The organism is Allomuricauda sp. MMSF_3307 (assembly GCF_030733585.1).
Lineage (GTDB): Bacteria > Bacteroidota > Bacteroidia > Flavobacteriales > Flavobacteriaceae > Flagellimonas.
The window spans coordinates 161,332-178,975 of the sequence record NZ_JASHIQ010000005.1; the positions used below are offsets into that span (position 1 = coordinate 161,332).

Here is a 17,644-nt window from a genome sequence, read left to right on the forward strand (position 1 = left end):
TTGGACGGGCCTTTTTATTTATGGTGATAGTGTGTTTACTATTTCAATTCGAAGCTAGATGTACCCAATAGTTTCAATTGGTTGTCATACACATTAACCATGTAGTTTCCTTCTTGGAAATCACCACTTGGCTTGTTAATGTAGTCACATACATCCAACGCATCATTCTCGTAGTAGAAGTTGGTTCCTTTACTGTAGGTTAAGGAGTTACCTTCTTCTGTAGTCTTGGTCAAACCTTCGCCCAGTACATTGCCTTGTGGCCCAAGAACCTCAATATAGAATTCTCTGTCACCAGCCTCAGCAATTACGTTATCGGCAATGGTAAAGCAAACTTTAAATTTATCGGTAGCTCTGGCTCTTCTGGTAGAAACCAATTTACCGCTGTTTCTTTCTTTAATGGCATCAACGCTGATGGTGCTCAAGTTAAGCGCAGAACCTCTTTCCACGGCATCGGCCAATTGAGTGTTCTGGATGATCAAAGAATCGTTGAAAACGGTTTGTTGCTCCAATTCGGCAAAAGTGCTGTCTCTTTGCATGGCCAACAAGCTGTTGGACTGTGTCAAGGAATCAACTTGCTTCAATAATTTTTCCCTTTCAGCTTTAAGCACGCTCACTTGTCTTCTATATCTTGAAAGAGTAGCAATGTCTGCCTTCATGCTGCTTACGGAATCGATATACTTTGCGATGTTGTCCCTAGCGGCAACCAACTCTTCGTTGGTGGCGTTGCTCTCCAAAATTGCTTTGTCGTACTCAGACTTCAAATTGTTCAAATCCTCTACAACCAATTCCTTCTCTTGGGTAAGGGCTTGTGTAGTTTTCTTTTTATCTTGGTACAGACTTACCGTGTAAATAATAGTTCCCAAAAGAACTACACCCAACAGACCAGCAATTACTTTCAATCCGTTATTGTTATTTTTTGTTTCAGTCATAACTTTTTGTTTTAATTGATTTTGCGTTTAAGGTTTTTTAATCAATCATGTTCAGTTTATATACGCATAGTATTTTGGTTTGGACTATTTGGATGAAATATTCTTTGAAAAAAATTACAATTCTCTCCGTAATCCCTTATTTTTAAGGGTATCTAAAAAAATAAAGATGAAAAGAAAATTCTTGATTACAGCCACAGCATTGCTCCTTGTTCTGAATTCCTGCAAGGAGAAAACCGAAAAAAAGGACTCCTCCACCGAAATGGAAGAAACGGTCACTGAAATGACGACCACTACGGACCCTGCCAAAATCACACCTATTGAACATGCCACTGCTGTAATCGAGTGGGACGGACATACCATATATATAGACCCTGTTGGTGGCGAAGCTGCTTTTGAAGGGCAACCATCACCAAATATGATATTTATTACGGATATACACGGTGACCACTTTAATCCCGAAACCCTTAACGCACTAAATCTGGAAGGGGTGCAAATTATTGCTCCCGAAGCTGTGAAAATGCAAATGGAGGAAAACCTCTCATCCAAAACCACCGTTATCAATAATCGTGAAACCAAGGAAATGGCAGGGTTCACAGTAAAGGCCATTCCCATGTACAACCTTCGTGAAGAAGCCAAAGACTTTCACGTGAAAGGCAGAGGTAATGGCTATGTCTTTACGTTCGGTGATGAACGCATCTACTTTTCGGGCGATACGGAAGATATTCCAGAAATGCGCGCATTGGAAAATATCGACAAAGCCTTTGTATGCATGAACCTTCCCTACACCATGACCGTAGAAAGCGCTGCCGATGCCGTGTTGGAATTCAAGCCGGACCAAGTGTATCCGTATCACTTTAGGGGAAGACCGGAGGTGAGCGATGTGGAAAAATTTAAAACGCTGGTAAACCAGGGTGACTCTTCCATTGAAGTGGTGCAATTGGACTGGTACCCGAGCGAAGATTACTAATCAAATGAAATAATGTCCTAACTTCACCGTTAGCATTACGAACTTAACAACCAAATCAAATACACTTTAATATGGTTCCCAAATCCCATGTTCTAGTAGTTCTTGTGCTGATTTTTGCGGCACAGGCTACCTACGCCCAATGTGATAATTTCTATTCAAAAGTTACCTATGCGCTGAGCCATGGCAAAAAAGCGATGGAAGCCACCAACTTTGAACATCAAATGTATTATGCCGAAAGAGCTTTGACAGCTTTGGAAAAATCAGAAGATTTTATGGCGGAATGCAATTGTGACAAAGCCAAGAACAAAACCTTGGATGCCATGGAAACTTTGGATAAAGCCGTTGAACCGATTGACTGGGAAGCTGGCCGATTCTTTACCAAAAAGGCCGTTGGCGAAATCAATGAATTGATTACCATCATCGATGAATGCACTCTCGGTACTTCCAGCGCTGTTGAAGAAACCGTAAGTTTTTCGGAAGAAACCGAAGATGCAGAGCCAACCACCGAAACAGCTTCCGTGGCTGCCATGGAAATGGAAATGATCAAAGTCTTTGAAAAACACGCCGATGACAAGCTCAAATCGGCAGAACAAGCCATTAACCAATTGATAGAACTTTCCAATTCCATTGGTCCGACTGCTGCTGGGGAAGACCCGAACAGTTTATCGGCGCACCAAAGAGCTTATTTGGAAAAAGCCAAAAGATTATTGGAGGAAGGCATCAAAAATCTCGGTAGAGCAGAATAGTTCCTCCATTCTCCTATTAACGAATCAATTTTTTGTACTTGATACGCTTGGGCATAATATCTGTTCCCAAGCGTTTCTTTTTGTTCTCCTCATAATCTGAGAACGAACCTTCGAAGAAATACACTTGCGAGTCGCCTTCAAAGGCAAGAATGTGGGTACAAATCCTATCCAAGAACCATCTATCGTGGGAAATGATTACGGCACAACCCGCAAAATTTTCCAAACCTTCTTCCAAGGCACGTAATGTGTTTACATCCAAGTCGTTGGTGGGCTCATCCAACAGCAATACGTTGCCCTCTTCTTTTAGGGTCATCGCCAAATGCAAACGGTTACGTTCCCCTCCCGAAAGCATGTTCACTTTCTTGTTCTGTTCGCTTCCAGAAAAGTTAAAACGGCTTAGGTAGGCTCTTGAATTCACTTGCTTCCCTCCCATCATAATCAGTTCCTGACCATCGCTGAAGTTTTCCCAGATGGTTTTTTCAGGATCTATATTGGAATGTGACTGGTCTACATAGGCCAACTTAGCGGTATCCCCAACTATAAATTCTCCTTTATCCGGGGTCTCTTCGCCCATGATCATTCTAAAAATGGTGGTCTTTCCTGCTCCGTTCGGCCCAATAATACCCACAATGCCCGCCTGTGGCAGTTTAAAATTGAGATTTTCGTACAGTAATTTATCGCCAAATGCCTTGCTGACATCCTTTGCCTCGATAACATTGGTACCTAAACGGGGACCATTGGGAATGTAAATCTCCAACTTCTCCTCCATCTGTTTTTGGTCTTGGCTAAGAAGTTTATCGTAATTGTTCAAACGGGCCTTTTGTTTGGCCTGTCTTCCCTTCGCTCCTTGGCGTACCCACTCCAGCTCTCGTTCCAATGTTTTTTGACGCTTACTTGCTTGTTTGCTCTCTTGTTCCAAGCGTTTGGCCTTTTGGTCCAACCAACTGGAGTAGTTTCCTTTCCATGGGATTCCTTCACCTCGGTCGAGTTCCAAAATCCAACCCGCTACGTTATCCAGGAAATAACGGTCGTGGGTCACGGCGATTACCGTTCCTTTATATTGTGCCAAGTGATGTTCCAACCAATGTACCGATTCGGCATCCAAGTGGTTGGTAGGCTCATCCAATAGCAAAACATCGGGTTCTTTCAACAGCAAACGGCAAAGGGCCACCCTTCTACGCTCACCACCAGAGAGTACACTGATTTTTTTATCTGATTCTGGGGTACGGAGCGCATCCATCGCAATCTCCAACTTCGTATCCAACTCCCATGCATTGGAGGCATCAATTTGATCTTGAAGAGCCGCCTGCTTGTCCATCAACTTTTGCATCTTGTCTGGGTCCTCGTACACCTCTGGCAGACCGAACATATCGTTGATTTTGTTGTATTCGTCCAAAATGGCAACGGTTTCGGCAACGCCTTCCTTCACCACCTCAAGCACGGTCTTGTTTTCATCCAATTGTGGTTCCTGTTCCAAGTATCCGACGGAATACCCAGGAGAGAAAACCACATCGCCCTGATAGTTCTTATCTACCCCGGCAATGATTTTCAACAAGGTGGATTTACCCGAACCATTGAGACCCAAAATCCCGATCTTGGCCCCGTAGAAAAAACTTAGGTAAATATTTTTGAGTACAGGGGTGTTGGCCGATTTATAGGTCTTGGTTACCCCAGACATGGAAAAAATGACTTTCTTATCGTCTGACATCTACTTTAAATTAAATTGTTTGTGAAAAGAGGCTACACTCGTCCTTTTAAGGCGTTGAACACCCACGCTACGGCAAAAAATCCTATTCCTACGGCAGCGAAACCATATCCTGCCACTTCATCATATTTAAATGCTCCAAGTGCAATCATTCCCAAGCCGACCAAAATCATAATCCAAGTAGCATAGGCCAGCACTGTATTCTTATTCATTCCCATTGTGTATATTTCTGAAGAGGTTCAAATATCGGAAAAATCGGGATAATGTAAAGTTATTATTAAGGATTATGTTTCAAAAGGAAAGCTTACTCCGCATTTATTCCGTACACTGTCCAACAACTCAGCCAAATCCAAGCTGTTTTGATGTGACCAAAGGTCACTTTCTATGGTATTGTTCCGCAAACATTGGTGCACTTCCAAGATCTCGTAGTAGTACCCGATGCCTTTTAAAGGAAGATCAACCTTGGAACTTTCATCATTTTGAATGAAGGTATATCCATCTGCCTCGTGCCATCTGGGATTTAAATGTACTTGTCCTTTTGTACCCGAAATTTCTGCCTCCATTTTGGAATTGCTGGTAAAACCGCTGTAGAGGATGGATTGTGCATTCGGATAATCAAAAATCATACTGGTCTGGAGTTCGGTACCATTCTTATGAAACTTGGCCTTTGCCATAATTTCAGTGGGCTTCCCCAACAACAGATAGGATAGGAAAATGGGATAAATTCCAATATCCAACAAAGTCCCTGAAGCAAGATTGGGATTGAGCAATCGTGAATCTTCATCCCTATCCAAAGCATAGAAAGCAAAATCAGCATGAATGTACTTGAGGTCTCCCATTTCGCCCGCGTCCACCATTTGTTTCAATTTTTGAATGGATGGATTAAAACGTGACCACATGGCTTCCATCAAAAAAGCCCTATGTTTTTGTGAAGCTTCGATTTGCGCTTCCACCTCTGCCCTATTCACACCGATCGGTTTTTCGCAGAGCACCCCAATACCATGTTGTAATGCTTTTATAGATAATTCTTTATGGAAATTATGTGGGGTGGCCACGTACACCACATCAACTGTTCCGGATTCAAACAGTTCGTCATAACTGCCAAAGCTATGCTTTGCGCCATATTCGTTAGCGAATTCTTGAGCCCTTTCCAGAGATCGGGAAGCCACGGCCGTAAGTTCGGCATCATCGACCAACAAAAGGTCCGAAACAAATTTTCTTGCAATTTTTCCTGGGCCTACAATGCCCCATCGTATTTTGGTATCCATATAGTTCAAAAGTAATGATTATAACTCCTTATCTTTAACCTGCTAAAAGAATTTGACAGAGAATGGATTTAAACTTCAATAAAAACGAAGACCAGAATAAGCTAAAATTGTCCGAGTTGAAGCGTAGACTCGCCCAAATAAAACTCGGTGGTGGTAAAAGCCGTATCGAAAAACATCATGCCAAAGGCAAAATGACCGCTAGGGAGCGTATCGAATATCTGTTGGATGACGATGCCGAAGCCATAGAAATCGGTGCATTTGCCGGTGAAGATATGTATGAAGAGCACGGAGGATGCCCTTCTGGAGGCGTTGTGGTAAAAGTGGGACACGTTCAAGGAAAGCAGTGTGTGGTAGTGGCCAATGATGCGACCGTTAAGGCCGGAGCATGGTTTCCCATTACCGGAAAAAAGAACCTGCGGGCCCAAGAAATTGCCATTGAGAACAAATTGCCCATTATTTATTTGGTGGACAGCGCTGGGGTTTATCTACCCATGCAAGACGAAATTTTTCCCGACAAGGAGCATTTTGGACGCATTTTTAGGAACAATGCCGTTATGAGCAGCATGGGCATTACCCAAATTGCTGCGGTCATGGGAAGCTGTGTGGCCGGTGGAGCATACTTGCCCATTATGAGCGACGAAGCGTTGATTGTGGATAAAACGGGAAGCATCTTTTTAGCCGGAAGTTATCTAGTAAAGGCGGCCATTGGGGAGAGTATCGACAATGAAACCTTGGGTGGAGCCACTACGCATTCCGAAATTAGCGGTGTTACGGATTACAAGGCGAAAGATGACAAGGATGCCTTGGATAAAATCAAAAACATTGTGGACAAAATTGGGGATTTTGATAAGGCGGGATTCAACCGTTCCGAAGCCAAGCCTCCAGCAGAAAATCCTGATGACATTTTCGGAATCTTGCCCGCTTCACGAAGCGACCAGTACGATATGTTGGAAATCATTAAACGATTGGTGGACGATTCCGAATTTGAACAGTACAAAGAAGGCTACGGACAGACCATATTGACGGGTTACGCCCGAATCGACGGCTGGGCCGTGGGCATTGTGGCCAATCAGCGTAAAGTGGTGAAGACCAAAAAGGGTGAGATGCAATTTGGCGGGGTGATTTATTCCGATTCTGCCGACAAGGCCACTCGATTTATCGCGAATTGTAACCAAAAGAAAATCCCATTGGTGTTTTTACAGGATGTGACCGGATTTATGGTGGGCAGCAAAAGCGAGCATGGCGGCATCATAAAAGATGGTGCCAAAATGGTGAATGCGGTGAGCAATTCGGTAGTGCCCAAATTCACCATTGTGATTGGAAACAGCTACGGAGCAGGAAACTATGCCATGTGCGGAAAGGCCTACGACCCTAGGTTGATTGTAGCCTGGCCGAGCGCCGAATTGGCAGTGATGAGCGGAAACTCTGCCGCTAAAGTATTGCTCCAGATTGAAAAAGCGAGTTTGGAAAAAAGTGGCAAAGCAGTGGACGCCGAAAAAGAAAAGGAACTTTTTGACCAAATCAAACAGCGGTACGACGACCAAATATCGCCGTACTACGCTGCTGCTAGACTTTGGACGGATGCCATAATCGACCCCTTGGATACCCGTAAATGGATTTCGATGGGCATTGAGGCAGCAAACCATGCGCCAATCGAAAAAGCGTTTAATATGGGAGTGTTACAAGTGTAATCTAATTTGAAACCACACTTGGTGCATTGATCTTAAACAACTCTTGATACACATTCTTTAGGCCCAAACGGAAAACTTTGATGTCCATTTTTTGGTTTGGAGTGCCATAATCGGTGTAAATGGTCGCTTTTAAGTAAGATGGTGTCAAACTCTTGTTGCCTTTATAGTTGATGTTGACTTTCCAAAGTCCGGGGAGCGAACCATCTATGAGGTACTCCTTTATATTGTAGCCCAGATTTTTCTCGTTCATGATTTCCTCGGCATTATCGGCCAAGCTATGCTTCCAAGTGTAATACTGGTTCTCGGGATTAACGAACATCAAATCAAACTCTGCTTCCCCATCACTCCATTCAAATACCAAGCGGGTCCCATTAAAATCTTCTTCGGCAACATACAAGGACTTTTCTCCTCCATCATTTAAAATGGCTTTTCTTTCCAAGGTCAATAGGTTATTGTACTCCCTTTGGAAGATGGTGGCAAAATCATTTTCTCCATCTGGTAAAAACTCTTCATCGACCAAATATTCGTAACGGGCGAAGATGGAAGCGGCTTGCTTTATTTGCCCAGCGGTCCTATAACTCTTGGCCATATCCAGATAGCTTTGCACATAATTCGGCCGTAAAATAAATACCTCCTTATAAATGTCATTGGCCTTGTCGAAACGCCCTTGCTCTTCATAGAAATACGCCAAGGTTTTTAGCAATACCGGGTTGGTTTCCATTCGTTTCCAATGTTCGTCCACAATAGCGTCTGCCATATCGTAGGCTTTCCATCTTTTTGAAAAGTGTTGAACAGCGTCCAAAATAAAGTAAGATGAATTCGAATAGCTACCGGCATATCGTTCAAAGATTTCTCTTGATTCTGCCATGGATGAGCTATTGGCAAACTCTTTTAAATACTCTGGTGCATTTTGTCGGACCTGATTTTCGGTAAGCACGTCCCGTTGCAAATAATTATTGCGCAAACGGGCCTGGTCCACAACCTGAGTTGCGGCCGGAGTGCCTGTTTTGGTGTTGATGACCATCACTCCACCAGCACCAACAAAACCATAAGGGACTGTTAAGGAAAGGCTTTGAATTAAAGCAATACGCTCAGCATTGTTGATATCGAACCAAAGCGGTGTATCCGTAAAAATCAATCCATCAATATCATAAATTACGGGTGCGGAGTTGTTTATTGACCCAAAACCTCTGGCGTAAATGTCACCTCCATAAGTACAGTCGCCAGTTACCACGATTCCTGGTATTCTGACTCTGGCGAAATCGAGCAGGCACACAAAAATCGCATTGATATCCTCTTTGCGAACCACATTAACTCTTCCCGCTGCGGTTTCGGTGTCCAAATACCCATAGGCCGTTTTTACAATTCTTGGATTCTTCTTATATTCTGCGGCTAAGTCCTTTTGCGACTTTCTTCTACTAGCAGTTACCTCTACCTCGTCCAAGTCATTGATATCAGGGAACATTTCCAAATTTAAAATTTGGGTCACATCCTCCACTTTAATTTGAAGAGTTTTAAGACCTGTATAGGAATAGGTGATAATGTCACCTGTTCTAGCCTCGATACTGTAGTTTCCCAGTTCATTTGAAAAGATGGTCTCGTTGCTCCCTTCAATGGAAATGGCCACATCTTCAATGGGACGGGTGCCATCTGTAATGGTACCTCGAATTGTTTTAAGTTCTGCGGTTTGTGAAAAAGCGCAAGTAGTAATCACCAAAAATAACACCCATAAATTTTTCATAGCAGTCGGATTTTGCTACTTAAATTATGAAAATAAATGGCTCAATGATACTTTACTTACAAAATTTTAACAACCCAACTAATTGCCTAAATGGGACTTAGGTCGGGGAATCAACAAGAATTCGGTTTGTCTTCCATTAACATATCGAAACCCATCTTCTCCAAAAAAACCTGCTTCTTCCAACATAATACGGATATCCCTGTTCCATTCTGGAATATTCACTGTTGTATTTAGTTCGATGGCGTATGCAGTGTTAGGATTCAAGGGGTAATTCGCTCCGTCATCCTTCATTACTCCGCCTTGTGCATCCCACATCCCGATGGTGGTGCCAGCAGAGTGGCCGTAAGATCCCAAGGGATGCGTATAAATGGCAGGTCTGAGTCCTGCATTCTTGGCATCTTGCAAGGCTTTGGCCAAAATATCGTTGCCCACGCGCCCTTTCACCATATTTTGGGTCAAAAAGTCCTGCACTCGGTTGCCATCATACAGGGCGTTCACCAAAAATGATGGTGCCTCAGTTTCCTCTGGTTTTAATACATAAGCTAATTCTTGGCAATCGGTATTGAGGCGCAAATAGGTGATGCCAAAATCGCAATGCAACAAATCGCCTCGCTGAATGACTTCATCGTCGGGCCTACCAGAAAATGAATACAGATGTCCCACCAGTTCTTCGCTGGTACGTTGCACATCTACCGTTGGGTGAAACCATGTTTCCAAGCCCAAATCGGTCACTTTTTGACGCATCCACCATTCCACCTCGGTAGTCGTGGTGACGCCAGGGGTGATGACCTTTTCGGAAAAAGCCTCTGCAATAATATCGTGGGTGATATCTACCAATTGATTAAAAATGGCCATTTCCCGTGGAGTACGGGTTTCTATCCAGCGTACGGCCAATTGTTCTGCCGATACTACTTTTGAATGGTGTTTTTTAGGCAAATTGGCCATGAATTCATCGTAATCTGTCTTATCCAAACCGTCAGCAATATTGTGGTCTTTTGAAAAATTCAGTCCGATTTTCTCGGGATTCCGTTCGGTAATCAACTGCATTAGTCGCTTCCACTGGTCCGGTTCCTTTTCCTTGTCCCAAGCCGACTTGATGCTCTTGCCAATATCATAACGGGCCACGGCCAACTTTTCTATGGTATTCTTTTGCTTGTCCCTGTAAAACAGAATAATGGTTCTACGTCTTGCGTTCAGCCAAGTGGCGGGCAGCATTGTTTTTAGTACGGGGTCTTCGTTGTATTCCCTAGAAATCAACACCCACATGTCCAATCCTGCCTGGTCCATCAACTGGGGCAACAAATTATTGAAACGTTCCTCCAAGATTTCATCCACGACCCTTGCGCGCTCCACTTCTGGAAGGATTTGTTGGGAAATGGCCATAAATGGCAAAAGCAGTACTACTAAAATGGTTTTTCGCATGGTTGATTTTTTGAAGTTTTGAATGTACGAAACTTAGCTAAGTTGTTCCAATATTTTTTTTCGGTCGATTTTTTGGGTCTTGGTTTCAGGGAACCGTTGAAGACCATAAATCTGTTTGGGAATTTCATATTTGGAGAGTCCTGGTAGTCGTTTCATTTGCTGAAAGAGGTTTTCTTTGTCCACCGAATCAGCCTCTATAACCAGTATGAGCTTTTGGCCAAGCGCTTTATCAGGCTGTCCAGCCACAAAGAATCGGGAGGCTATCAAGGACGATAGCTTTTTCTCAATTTGCTCGGGAATCAATTTGATTCCACCGGAATTGACAACGGAATCATACCTGCCCACCCATTTGAATCGATGTGCATCCAATATGTCCACCAAATCGTTGGTGACCACTTTTTCGTCCGAAACTTTTGGTGCTTGAATCACCAAGCATTCTCGCTCGTCTTTGGTGACGGAAACATGGGGAAGGGTTTCAAAATAATCCATCGGTTTACCATTGATACGCTTTACGGCAATATGGGTAATGGTCTCCGTCATTCCATAGGTTTCATAGGCTTCCGCAGGTATCTCTTGAAGTTTTCCCCTCAAATTTGAATCGACCGCCGCTCCTCCGATAATAAGTTTTTTTATCCGCTGCAATTTGTCCAATGAATTTTGTACTTGAAGCGGTACCATCGCCACAAAATCGTAGTCCTGTTCTTGTGCAGACAATGGGGTTGATGAGGGTTCCACATAATCCAAAGAGAGTCCGAGCATCATGGCGCGGACCAACATCATTTTTCCAGCGATTCCGGTGCAAGGTAAGCAGAGTAAAGCGCTGTGCTTAGAACGCAATCCAAAATAGTGTCCCGTAGCCTGTGCGGAATTGACCATATGCTCCTTTTTGAGCTGAATGGTTTTTGGTGCTCCTGTGGAACCCGACGTCTGAACGTTCAAAGCAGATTCATCAGAAGTCCAGTCCTTTAAAAAATCGCCTATGGTTTGCTCGTAATGGGAAGCAGACATGGTAAGCTCGTTGGCTAACTTCCGTACACCATCCAGACTGTATGCGGTACCGTTCAGCTTAAAATCAGGATGGATGTTATGCCAAGTCGGATTCCCCATCGGTCAACACCATAAATTCTTCCTTGTACAATACGCGCCCAAATAATCTATCCTTCCAGTTTTTCCAGCCGTATTTTTTGGAGAAGTACATCAATAATAATGGATATACCACAAATACGGGAATCAAGACATCCCAGCCCAAAGCAGGCTCGGATACATCCTTAAAAATGGAATTGGTCTGGAAAGCGGTCCAATCTGCCGTCACCAATAATGCCGTTATCAAATTATTGGCTGCATGAAAACCGAGTGCCAGTTCCAACCCTTCGTCCATCAAGGTCAAAATACCCAGAAAGAATCCTGTACCGATATAGTAGACCATAATACCCAAACCTAGCTTTTCAACCTCTGGATTGGCGATGTGCATTAAACCAAAAAGACTGGATGTTATGAATAAGGGCAACCACCTGTTTTTGGCCATCAACCCTATGCCCTGCATCATGTGGCCCCTAAACAGATATTCTTCAAAACTGGTCTGTAACGGAATCAGTAATATGGCAATTATGGCCAATGGAATGAATTTGACTAGATTAAAGTTTAACTCATATTTCTCAGGAGAAAAAAAGATGTCTACTCCAGTCAAAATAATGGTGACTCCTGCCCAAAGTCCAAAAGCGAACAAAATTCGTTTCCAATCAATTTTCTTACGGGATGTTGTTAACGAAGTAATGGATTGTTGATGCACTAAAAGTGTCCACCCAAGTACCACAAAAAAACCGACCACCAAAGGTGCCAACAATAGAATCAGAACTAGATTGCTCCCAAATTGGTCGATTATTTGCTGCATCGCGTCCTCAACACTAATTGGAGAATTTATAGTGGTGATATAGTTGAGCACCATAAATCCGATAAAACCAACAGGAAGCACCAAGTACTTCCACATACCGATATTTCCCTTATACCCTTGCTCTATATACATATTTGTTCTATTACATCCATATCCCAGGCATTATCCTGTCTATAAAAAAGTTGCCCTCCTGAAACCTCCAAAGGGCTATTGATATTATTGGTAAACAAACTGCCCGTTCCCAAACCTTGTGGCATGGTCGTTTTCAAGGTGTGGGTAAACTGTGCAATGGCATTTAGGCCAATATTGCTTTCCAAGGCGCTGGTAATCCACCAGCCTATGTCTTGTTTACCGGCCAATTCTATCCATTCCCTGCTACCCTTTATTCCTCCCACCAGACTTGGCTTGAGTATGATGTACTGTGGTTGTATAGTTTGTAGCATTTTCTGCTTTTCCGTTACATCAAAAACACCAATAAGCTCCTCATCCAAAGCGATGGGCAAGGGGTTTTTTTCGCAAAGCAGGGCCATATTATCCCATTGTCCCGCTTTTATGGGCTGTTCAATGGAATGTAGCTGAAATGAGGCCAATTGTTCCAACTTTTCCATGGCTTCGTTGGGAGAAAAGGCTCCGTTCGCATCAACACGTAACTCTATTTCATTGGGGAAAAAATTATCCCGGATTGACTTGAGGATGGCCAATTCCTTGTCAAAATCAATGGCTCCAATCTTCATTTTGATGCAGCCAAAACCAGCTTTCAACTTTTGCTCCAATTGCTTGAGCATATATTCCTCATCCCCCATCCAGATCAGTCCGTTAATAGGTATGGGCGCTTCTTTTTTGGTAAAGTCCGAAGTAAACAACTCAAAGGGGTTTTGGGAAGCCAATGACAAAAAAGCCTGTTCCAACCCAAACTGAATCGAGGGAAACGCTTCTAATTCTGCCAATAGCTTATCCTTTCCCAGTTGTATGTTTTCACAGGTCCAAACTAATTTTTCTTCGTAATCAGGTCGATCGTCCGCGCTGAGCCCTCGGAGAATACCGCACTCCCCAATTCCAAAAGAACCATTGTTTTTTAAAATCAGGAACCACGTCTCTTTTTGGGTCATCACACCACGTGAAGTGCCACTGGGGACTTTAAAATTGAGGGTATACTTTTTATAATTTGCTTTCATGAAGTAGCCCAAATTTAAGTATATTTTGTTTCTAAAACAGTAGGTATGGGAAGTATCCATGGAAAAACGATTTGGATAACCGGGGCTTCGTCCGGCATTGGGAAAAGTTTGGCTTTGGCCCTTAGTAAATATGATTGCAATTTGATTCTTTCATCCCGTAGGGAAGACGAATTGCTCGAAGTAAAAGACCTCTGTGATACTTCAAGTACTATTTCCGTTCTTCCATTGGATCTAAAGGACCACAAAGGAATGCAGGGCATTGCCAACAAGGCTGTTGGTTTGTTCGGAAAGGTGGATATTTTGGTAAACAACGCTGGAATAAGTCAGCGGTCGCTGATCAAGGACACAACGCTCGACGTGTACCAACAATTGATGGACATTAATTATATGGGGACGGTAGCGCTTTCCAAAGCCATTCTGCCCAACTTTATGGCCAATCAAAGTGGGCATTTTGTAACCGTCACCAGTTTGATGGGCAAGTTTGGTTCCCCTTATCGTTCCGGATACTGCGGGGCCAAGCATGCCTTGCACGGTTTTTTTGATGTGATGCGGATGGAACACGAAAAAGATGGAATCCACGTGACCATGGTTTGCCCGGGATTTGTACAGACCAATGTGGCCAAAAATGCCTTGACCGCCGATGGCTCTCCGCAAAAAGAAGATGATATAGCCACGCAAAATGGCATATCCCCTGAGCTTGCAGCACAAAAAATACTCAATGCCATCCAACGCAAAAAGTTCGAAGTCTATATTGGTGGCAAGGAAGTAAAGGGCATCTACCTCAAGCGATTTTTCCCAAAACTATTGCACAAAGTGGTACTGAAGAGTCAGGTGCGCTAGGGCTTAACTAAAGTTGAACCAGAAACGAACACCTTCTACCTGCCTATCGATATTCAATTTGGACTGCAATTGGTTCACCAATCTATTGATCAAGCGAATACCCATGGAGGAATGCGCCCGTTCATCGGAATCCTCTGGCAGGCCTACACCGTTGTCGGTATATTCAAAGTAGCCCTGATCTCCATTTTTGCGCAAATGAATGTAGATTTTGCCGTTCTCATCATTCTCTGGAAAAGCATATTTGAATGAATTGGACACCAATTCGTTTAAAATCAATCCAAAGGGAATAGCACGGTCAATATCCAGTTCGGTGCCCTCGGCATCAATGGTGATGCTAATGTTGTGCCCTCCTTTTTTGTAAACGGATTGCACGCTATTGATCAAACTTTCAATGTATCCCTGCATTTCTATTACCGATAGGTCATCGTTCTGATACAGTTTTTGATGGATCAACGCCATGGCCTTCACCCTACTCTTTCCTTCTTCCAAGGCTTCAATGGCCGCCTTGCTTCGGGTGTTTTTGGTTTGAAGGCTCAAAAGGCTGCTCACCATTTGCAGGTTGTTTTTTACACGGTGATGGATCTCTTTTAACAGGGAATCCTTCTCCACCAAAGAATTCTCGATAATGTGCTTTTGTTCAGCGATCAATCGTTGGTTTTTGATACTCTTCAGATAGGCATACACCAGACCTGCAAACCCTAAAAGAGTGAAAATCAAAGAAATGAACACCAGATTAATTCGCTCATCCTTGGCCTTCATTTCACTTCGGGCCAGTTCGTTGATGCGCTTTTGTTCATCGATCAACCGTTGTGAATTCTCCAAATCCTCATTAGCCACGATGGTGACCAGTTGTTGTTTGATCAAGGCCGACTGCTTTTTGGCCAAGGAATCCTTTATGCGCTCGTTACGTTTGTAGTAGATTGATGCGTTTTTGTAGTTTTCTACCTTATCATAGAACGCTGCCAATAAACTGTTTCTTTTAATGGTCTGTAAAACGGTAATGTTGTCAAACTCCGTATCCAAATGCTTTTTGGCCTCCCTAAAACGCTCCAACTGAAGGTTGGCCTCCGCCAAGAATAGGGTGTTTTCAACCACTTCGCTATGGTCGTTGTTGTTGGGTGATTTTTTTAAAGTTTCGATGCTGGTCTCCAGCAAGGGTATGGCTTCTTCAAACTCACCGAGCATCACATGGCACTTGGCAATATTCCCCTCGATTTCGGCCTGTAGCAACTGACTCTCAAAAATATCGGACTCACTTTTTTGGGTCGAAATATCGTTCATGTAGACTCCCAAGTACGAATTTGCCTTTTTCAGTTCGCTCAACGCCGTGGGTGCAGAATCGTCCAAGCGCAGGTAATTGCCCACTTTGCTATGGTATTTGGCCAATCCGTACGAATCGTTGTCCGCAATGGTAGGCTTTACCTCCATAATGTATTGGTTCCTCGCCTTTCGGTACAGGCCAAGGTTACTATAAATGTCGTAAAAGGCTACATTGTTGGTAATGCCCAGCTCCCGCTTTTGCTTTCGGATCTCAATCTGCTTGTCGAACAATTGCAGATTGGCGTAATTGTCGTCCAGCACATCCAAAACCACTTTTTGGGAAGCATCGTCCAAAGAATCCTTGATGTCATAAAGTTCCTTGGCCAGGACGGTACTCTTGTCGTATTCCCCAAGGTCGTTGTAGACTTGGGCTTGCATCACTTTGTATAAGCGGATAGCGGTGGTATCCTTTGTTTTTTCTGCGTTGGTCAAGTATATTTTGATGGTATCCAACCAATCATAAGCGGAATTGACGTTGTATCGGTCCAACGAATTGAAAAAGACCTCGAACCGTTCTGAAGCTAGGCCGGTATCCTGGAATTCTTCAAGTACACTATCCTCGTTTTCCGCATTGGTTTGTGCGAAAGAAGTGAAAAGAAAAGCAAAGTATACTGAGGTAAATAAAAATCTTACGTAACGTCCCATTAATTAATTTGATACAGTGGCCCGGAACAGTACCGAAGGCCCTATATTATTATCGTGCCCTTTTTTCCTTTATTGCCCCGATAACCAAATCAAATGTAAAAATGGAATGTTATACCGATTTGCAAGCTATGGGGTATATAAAGAACGCTAGTTTGGTCGTAAAATTAAATGTCAGTGGAAAGAGATGACCATTTATGTTGTGAAAGTGTCCATTTCTGTTGTGAAAAGTTATCAACTGTATGTCAAATGGCATTTTGTCGATGTTTTGTGCTTTTCATGGAGAAAACACAGTATTACGAACCACCTGAAATTGAAAAAGGCCCTGCTTTTTACAACAAGACCCTTTTACGAGAACACTATATGAAAATGAAAAAATTACTTTCTGATTTAATAACACTGCTAAAGTAGGCGCGAGAGTCCATGTGGAGAAAATATTGTTGTGAACCTACCCAAAACTGTGGTCTTGCCCCCAACAAGCTGTTGTTGGTAAAAAAAAACGCTCCCGTTGGGGAGCGCTTGGTATCTTATAAAGGAAATCCTTTAGCTGTTCATGGAGGACAGGATAAATTCCTTAAAGTCTTTGGAAATCGGTATCAAATTATTATTGATCATGATATCCTTGGAGTTGATGGCGTCAATGTGGTCCACATTGACGATGTAGGATTTATGTGCCCTGTAAAATTTATTTTTTGGCAATTTTTCCAAATAGTCCTTCAGCGGAGAGCGCACCAAGAATTTTTTATCTGCCGTATTGACTTCCAAATAAACATTGTCTGCCTTAATGAACTGGATATCACTAAACTGTATACGATAATACAAATGTTGCTTTTTGACGAAAATGGAATCCTTCAAAATGGAATTGGAGGTGATTTCATCCGCTGCATCATCATCCGATACTTTCTCAACCCCTTTTTTGTTGTAGTTGAAATTGGATAGCGCTATCTCGATGGATGTATACAGGTCCTGTTGTTCAAAAGGCTTTACCAAATACCCATCCGGCTTTACGGTTTTGGCATTCTCTACCGTGGCGCGGTCGGAGTTGGAGGTTACAAAGATGAATGGAATATTATACGTTTCACGAATGTGCTTGCCCAAATCGATTCCTGTCTTGTCCGAAGCCAAGATGATATCAATCAAAACAAGGTCTACATGATTATTTTTAAGGACATCTACGGCTTGTTCGTATACAATCACATTGTCCACGATCTCATAACCGATTTCCTCTAACATGGATTGCATATCATCGGCAATGATGACATTATCCTCTACGATCAAAATTTTTATCGGATGTTCCAAGTTCCTTT

General features: G+C 43.0%; 15 protein-coding genes. 4 read left to right on the plus strand and 11 right to left on the minus strand.

Annotated elements, in window-relative coordinates:
• Window positions 1-38: 38 nt before the first annotated feature.
• Entirely contained in the window at window positions 39-929 is an 891-nt protein-coding gene (locus RBB12_RS13265; RefSeq protein WP_179385602.1) for a hypothetical protein, read from the minus strand.
• A 166-nt stretch (window positions 930-1,095) separates the two neighbouring features.
• Here RBB12_RS13265 and RBB12_RS13270 point away from each other — a divergent pair, with 166 nt between their 5' ends.
• Window positions 1,096-1,896 carry an MBL fold metallo-hydrolase gene (locus RBB12_RS13270; protein WP_306013978.1) on the plus strand — a complete coding sequence of 267 codons (801 nt, stop codon included), beginning with the start codon at window positions 1,096-1,098 and terminating at the stop codon, window positions 1,894-1,896.
• Window positions 1,897-1,967: 71 nt separating this feature from the next.
• Window positions 1,968-2,642: a hypothetical protein gene (locus tag RBB12_RS13275; RefSeq protein ID WP_306013977.1), complete on the plus strand. Its 675-nt coding sequence runs from the start codon at window positions 1,968-1,970 to the stop codon at window positions 2,640-2,642.
• A gap of 16 nt (window positions 2,643-2,658) precedes the next feature.
• Here the strand turns inward: RBB12_RS13275 and ettA are convergent, their stop codons facing one another.
• From ettA to RBB12_RS13290, 3 genes are all read right to left on the minus strand, one after another.
• The gene (ettA, locus tag RBB12_RS13280; RefSeq protein ID WP_179385605.1) at window positions 2,659-4,350 is read right to left on the minus strand and encodes an energy-dependent translational throttle protein EttA; all 1,692 of its coding nucleotides are present in this window, start codon (window positions 4,348-4,350) and stop codon (window positions 2,659-2,661) included.
• A gap of 32 nt (window positions 4,351-4,382) precedes the next feature.
• Entirely contained in the window at window positions 4,383-4,565 is a 183-nt protein-coding gene (locus RBB12_RS13285; RefSeq protein ID WP_090297015.1) for a CAL67264 family membrane protein, read from the minus strand.
• Between the two features lie 66 nt (window positions 4,566-4,631).
• Window positions 4,632-5,615, minus strand: a complete 984-nt coding sequence (locus RBB12_RS13290; RefSeq protein ID WP_306013976.1) for a Gfo/Idh/MocA family protein — start codon at window positions 5,613-5,615, stop codon at window positions 4,632-4,634.
• A 62-nt stretch (window positions 5,616-5,677) separates the two neighbouring features.
• On the opposite strand from RBB12_RS13290, the gene RBB12_RS13295 reads away from it, so the two are divergent.
• Window positions 5,678-7,306, plus strand: coding sequence for an acyl-CoA carboxylase subunit beta (locus RBB12_RS13295; RefSeq protein ID WP_293288991.1), 1,629 nt, complete (start codon window positions 5,678-5,680; stop codon window positions 7,304-7,306).
• A gap of 1 nt (window position 7,307) precedes the next feature.
• Here RBB12_RS13295 and RBB12_RS13300 read toward each other — a convergent pair whose 3' ends face one another.
• The 5 genes from RBB12_RS13300 to RBB12_RS13320 all read right to left on the minus strand — a co-directional run bounded on the left by RBB12_RS13300 (window position 7,308) and on the right by RBB12_RS13320 (window position 13,535).
• Window positions 7,308-9,047 (minus strand): carboxypeptidase-like regulatory domain-containing protein, encoded by a 1,740-nt coding sequence (locus RBB12_RS13300; protein WP_306013975.1) that lies wholly within the window; start codon window positions 9,045-9,047, stop codon window positions 7,308-7,310.
• Window positions 9,048-9,125: 78 nt separating this feature from the next.
• On the minus strand, window positions 9,126-10,469 hold the full coding sequence (locus tag RBB12_RS13305) for a M24 family metallopeptidase (protein ID WP_306013974.1): 1,344 nt from the start codon (window positions 10,467-10,469) through the stop codon (window positions 9,126-9,128).
• 33 nt (window positions 10,470-10,502) lie between these two features.
• The gene (locus tag RBB12_RS13310) at window positions 10,503-11,576 is read right to left on the minus strand and encodes an AMP-binding protein (protein ID WP_306013973.1); all 1,074 of its coding nucleotides are present in this window, start codon (window positions 11,574-11,576) and stop codon (window positions 10,503-10,505) included.
• Complete coding sequence (locus tag RBB12_RS13315) at window positions 11,554-12,492, minus strand: CPBP family intramembrane glutamic endopeptidase (RefSeq protein ID WP_306013972.1); 939 nt, start codon at window positions 12,490-12,492, stop codon at window positions 11,554-11,556. Before RBB12_RS13315 ends, RBB12_RS13310 begins: the two co-directional genes overlap by 23 nt.
• Entirely contained in the window at window positions 12,483-13,535 is a 1,053-nt protein-coding gene (locus tag RBB12_RS13320; RefSeq protein ID WP_306013970.1) for an o-succinylbenzoate synthase, read from the minus strand. The genes RBB12_RS13315 and RBB12_RS13320 overlap by 10 nt, the downstream gene beginning before the upstream one ends.
• A gap of 45 nt (window positions 13,536-13,580) precedes the next feature.
• On the opposite strand from RBB12_RS13320, the gene RBB12_RS13325 reads away from it, so the two are divergent.
• On the plus strand, window positions 13,581-14,375 hold the full coding sequence (locus tag RBB12_RS13325) for an SDR family oxidoreductase (RefSeq protein ID WP_306013969.1): 795 nt from the start codon (window positions 13,581-13,583) through the stop codon (window positions 14,373-14,375).
• Between the two features lie 3 nt (window positions 14,376-14,378).
• On the opposite strand, the gene RBB12_RS13330 is transcribed toward RBB12_RS13325, so the two are convergent.
• Window positions 14,379-16,340: a sensor histidine kinase gene (locus tag RBB12_RS13330; RefSeq protein WP_293289005.1), complete on the minus strand. Its 1,962-nt coding sequence runs from the start codon at window positions 16,338-16,340 to the stop codon at window positions 14,379-14,381.
• A gap of 540 nt (window positions 16,341-16,880) precedes the next feature.
• Window positions 16,881-17,636 (minus strand): LytR/AlgR family response regulator transcription factor, encoded by a 756-nt coding sequence (locus RBB12_RS13335; RefSeq protein WP_179385615.1) that lies wholly within the window; start codon window positions 17,634-17,636, stop codon window positions 16,881-16,883.
• Window positions 17,637-17,644 lie beyond the last annotated feature (8 nt).

What these genes read in the sequence shown, in the direction of transcription:
- RBB12_RS13265 (WP_179385602.1), bottom strand. Translation starts at nt 929, where the DNA reads ATGACTGAAACAAAAAATAACAATAACGGATTGAAAGTAATTGCTGGT.
- RBB12_RS13270 (WP_306013978.1), top strand. Translation starts at nt 1,096, where the DNA reads ATGAAAAGAAAATTCTTGATTACAGCCACAGCATTGCTCCTTGTTCTG.
- RBB12_RS13275 (WP_306013977.1), top strand. Translation starts at nt 1,968, where the DNA reads ATGGTTCCCAAATCCCATGTTCTAGTAGTTCTTGTGCTGATTTTTGCG.
- ettA (WP_179385605.1), bottom strand. Translation starts at nt 4,350, where the DNA reads ATGTCAGACGATAAGAAAGTCATTTTTTCCATGTCTGGGGTAACCAAG.
- RBB12_RS13285 (WP_090297015.1), bottom strand. Translation starts at nt 4,565, where the DNA reads ATGGGAATGAATAAGAATACAGTGCTGGCCTATGCTACTTGGATTATG.
- RBB12_RS13290 (WP_306013976.1), bottom strand. Translation starts at nt 5,615, where the DNA reads ATGGATACCAAAATACGATGGGGCATTGTAGGCCCAGGAAAAATTGCA.
- RBB12_RS13295 (WP_293288991.1), top strand. Translation starts at nt 5,678, where the DNA reads ATGGATTTAAACTTCAATAAAAACGAAGACCAGAATAAGCTAAAATTG.
- RBB12_RS13300 (WP_306013975.1), bottom strand. Translation starts at nt 9,047, where the DNA reads ATGAAAAATTTATGGGTGTTATTTTTGGTGATTACTACTTGCGCTTTT.
- RBB12_RS13305 (WP_306013974.1), bottom strand. Translation starts at nt 10,469, where the DNA reads ATGCGAAAAACCATTTTAGTAGTACTGCTTTTGCCATTTATGGCCATT.
- RBB12_RS13310 (WP_306013973.1), bottom strand. Translation starts at nt 11,576, where the DNA reads ATGGGGAATCCGACTTGGCATAACATCCATCCTGATTTTAAGCTGAAC.
- RBB12_RS13315 (WP_306013972.1), bottom strand. Translation starts at nt 12,492, where the DNA reads ATGTATATAGAGCAAGGGTATAAGGGAAATATCGGTATGTGGAAGTAC.
- RBB12_RS13320 (WP_306013970.1), bottom strand. Translation starts at nt 13,535, where the DNA reads ATGAAAGCAAATTATAAAAAGTATACCCTCAATTTTAAAGTCCCCAGT.
- RBB12_RS13325 (WP_306013969.1), top strand. Translation starts at nt 13,581, where the DNA reads ATGGGAAGTATCCATGGAAAAACGATTTGGATAACCGGGGCTTCGTCC.
- RBB12_RS13330 (WP_293289005.1), bottom strand. Translation starts at nt 16,340, where the DNA reads ATGGGACGTTACGTAAGATTTTTATTTACCTCAGTATACTTTGCTTTT.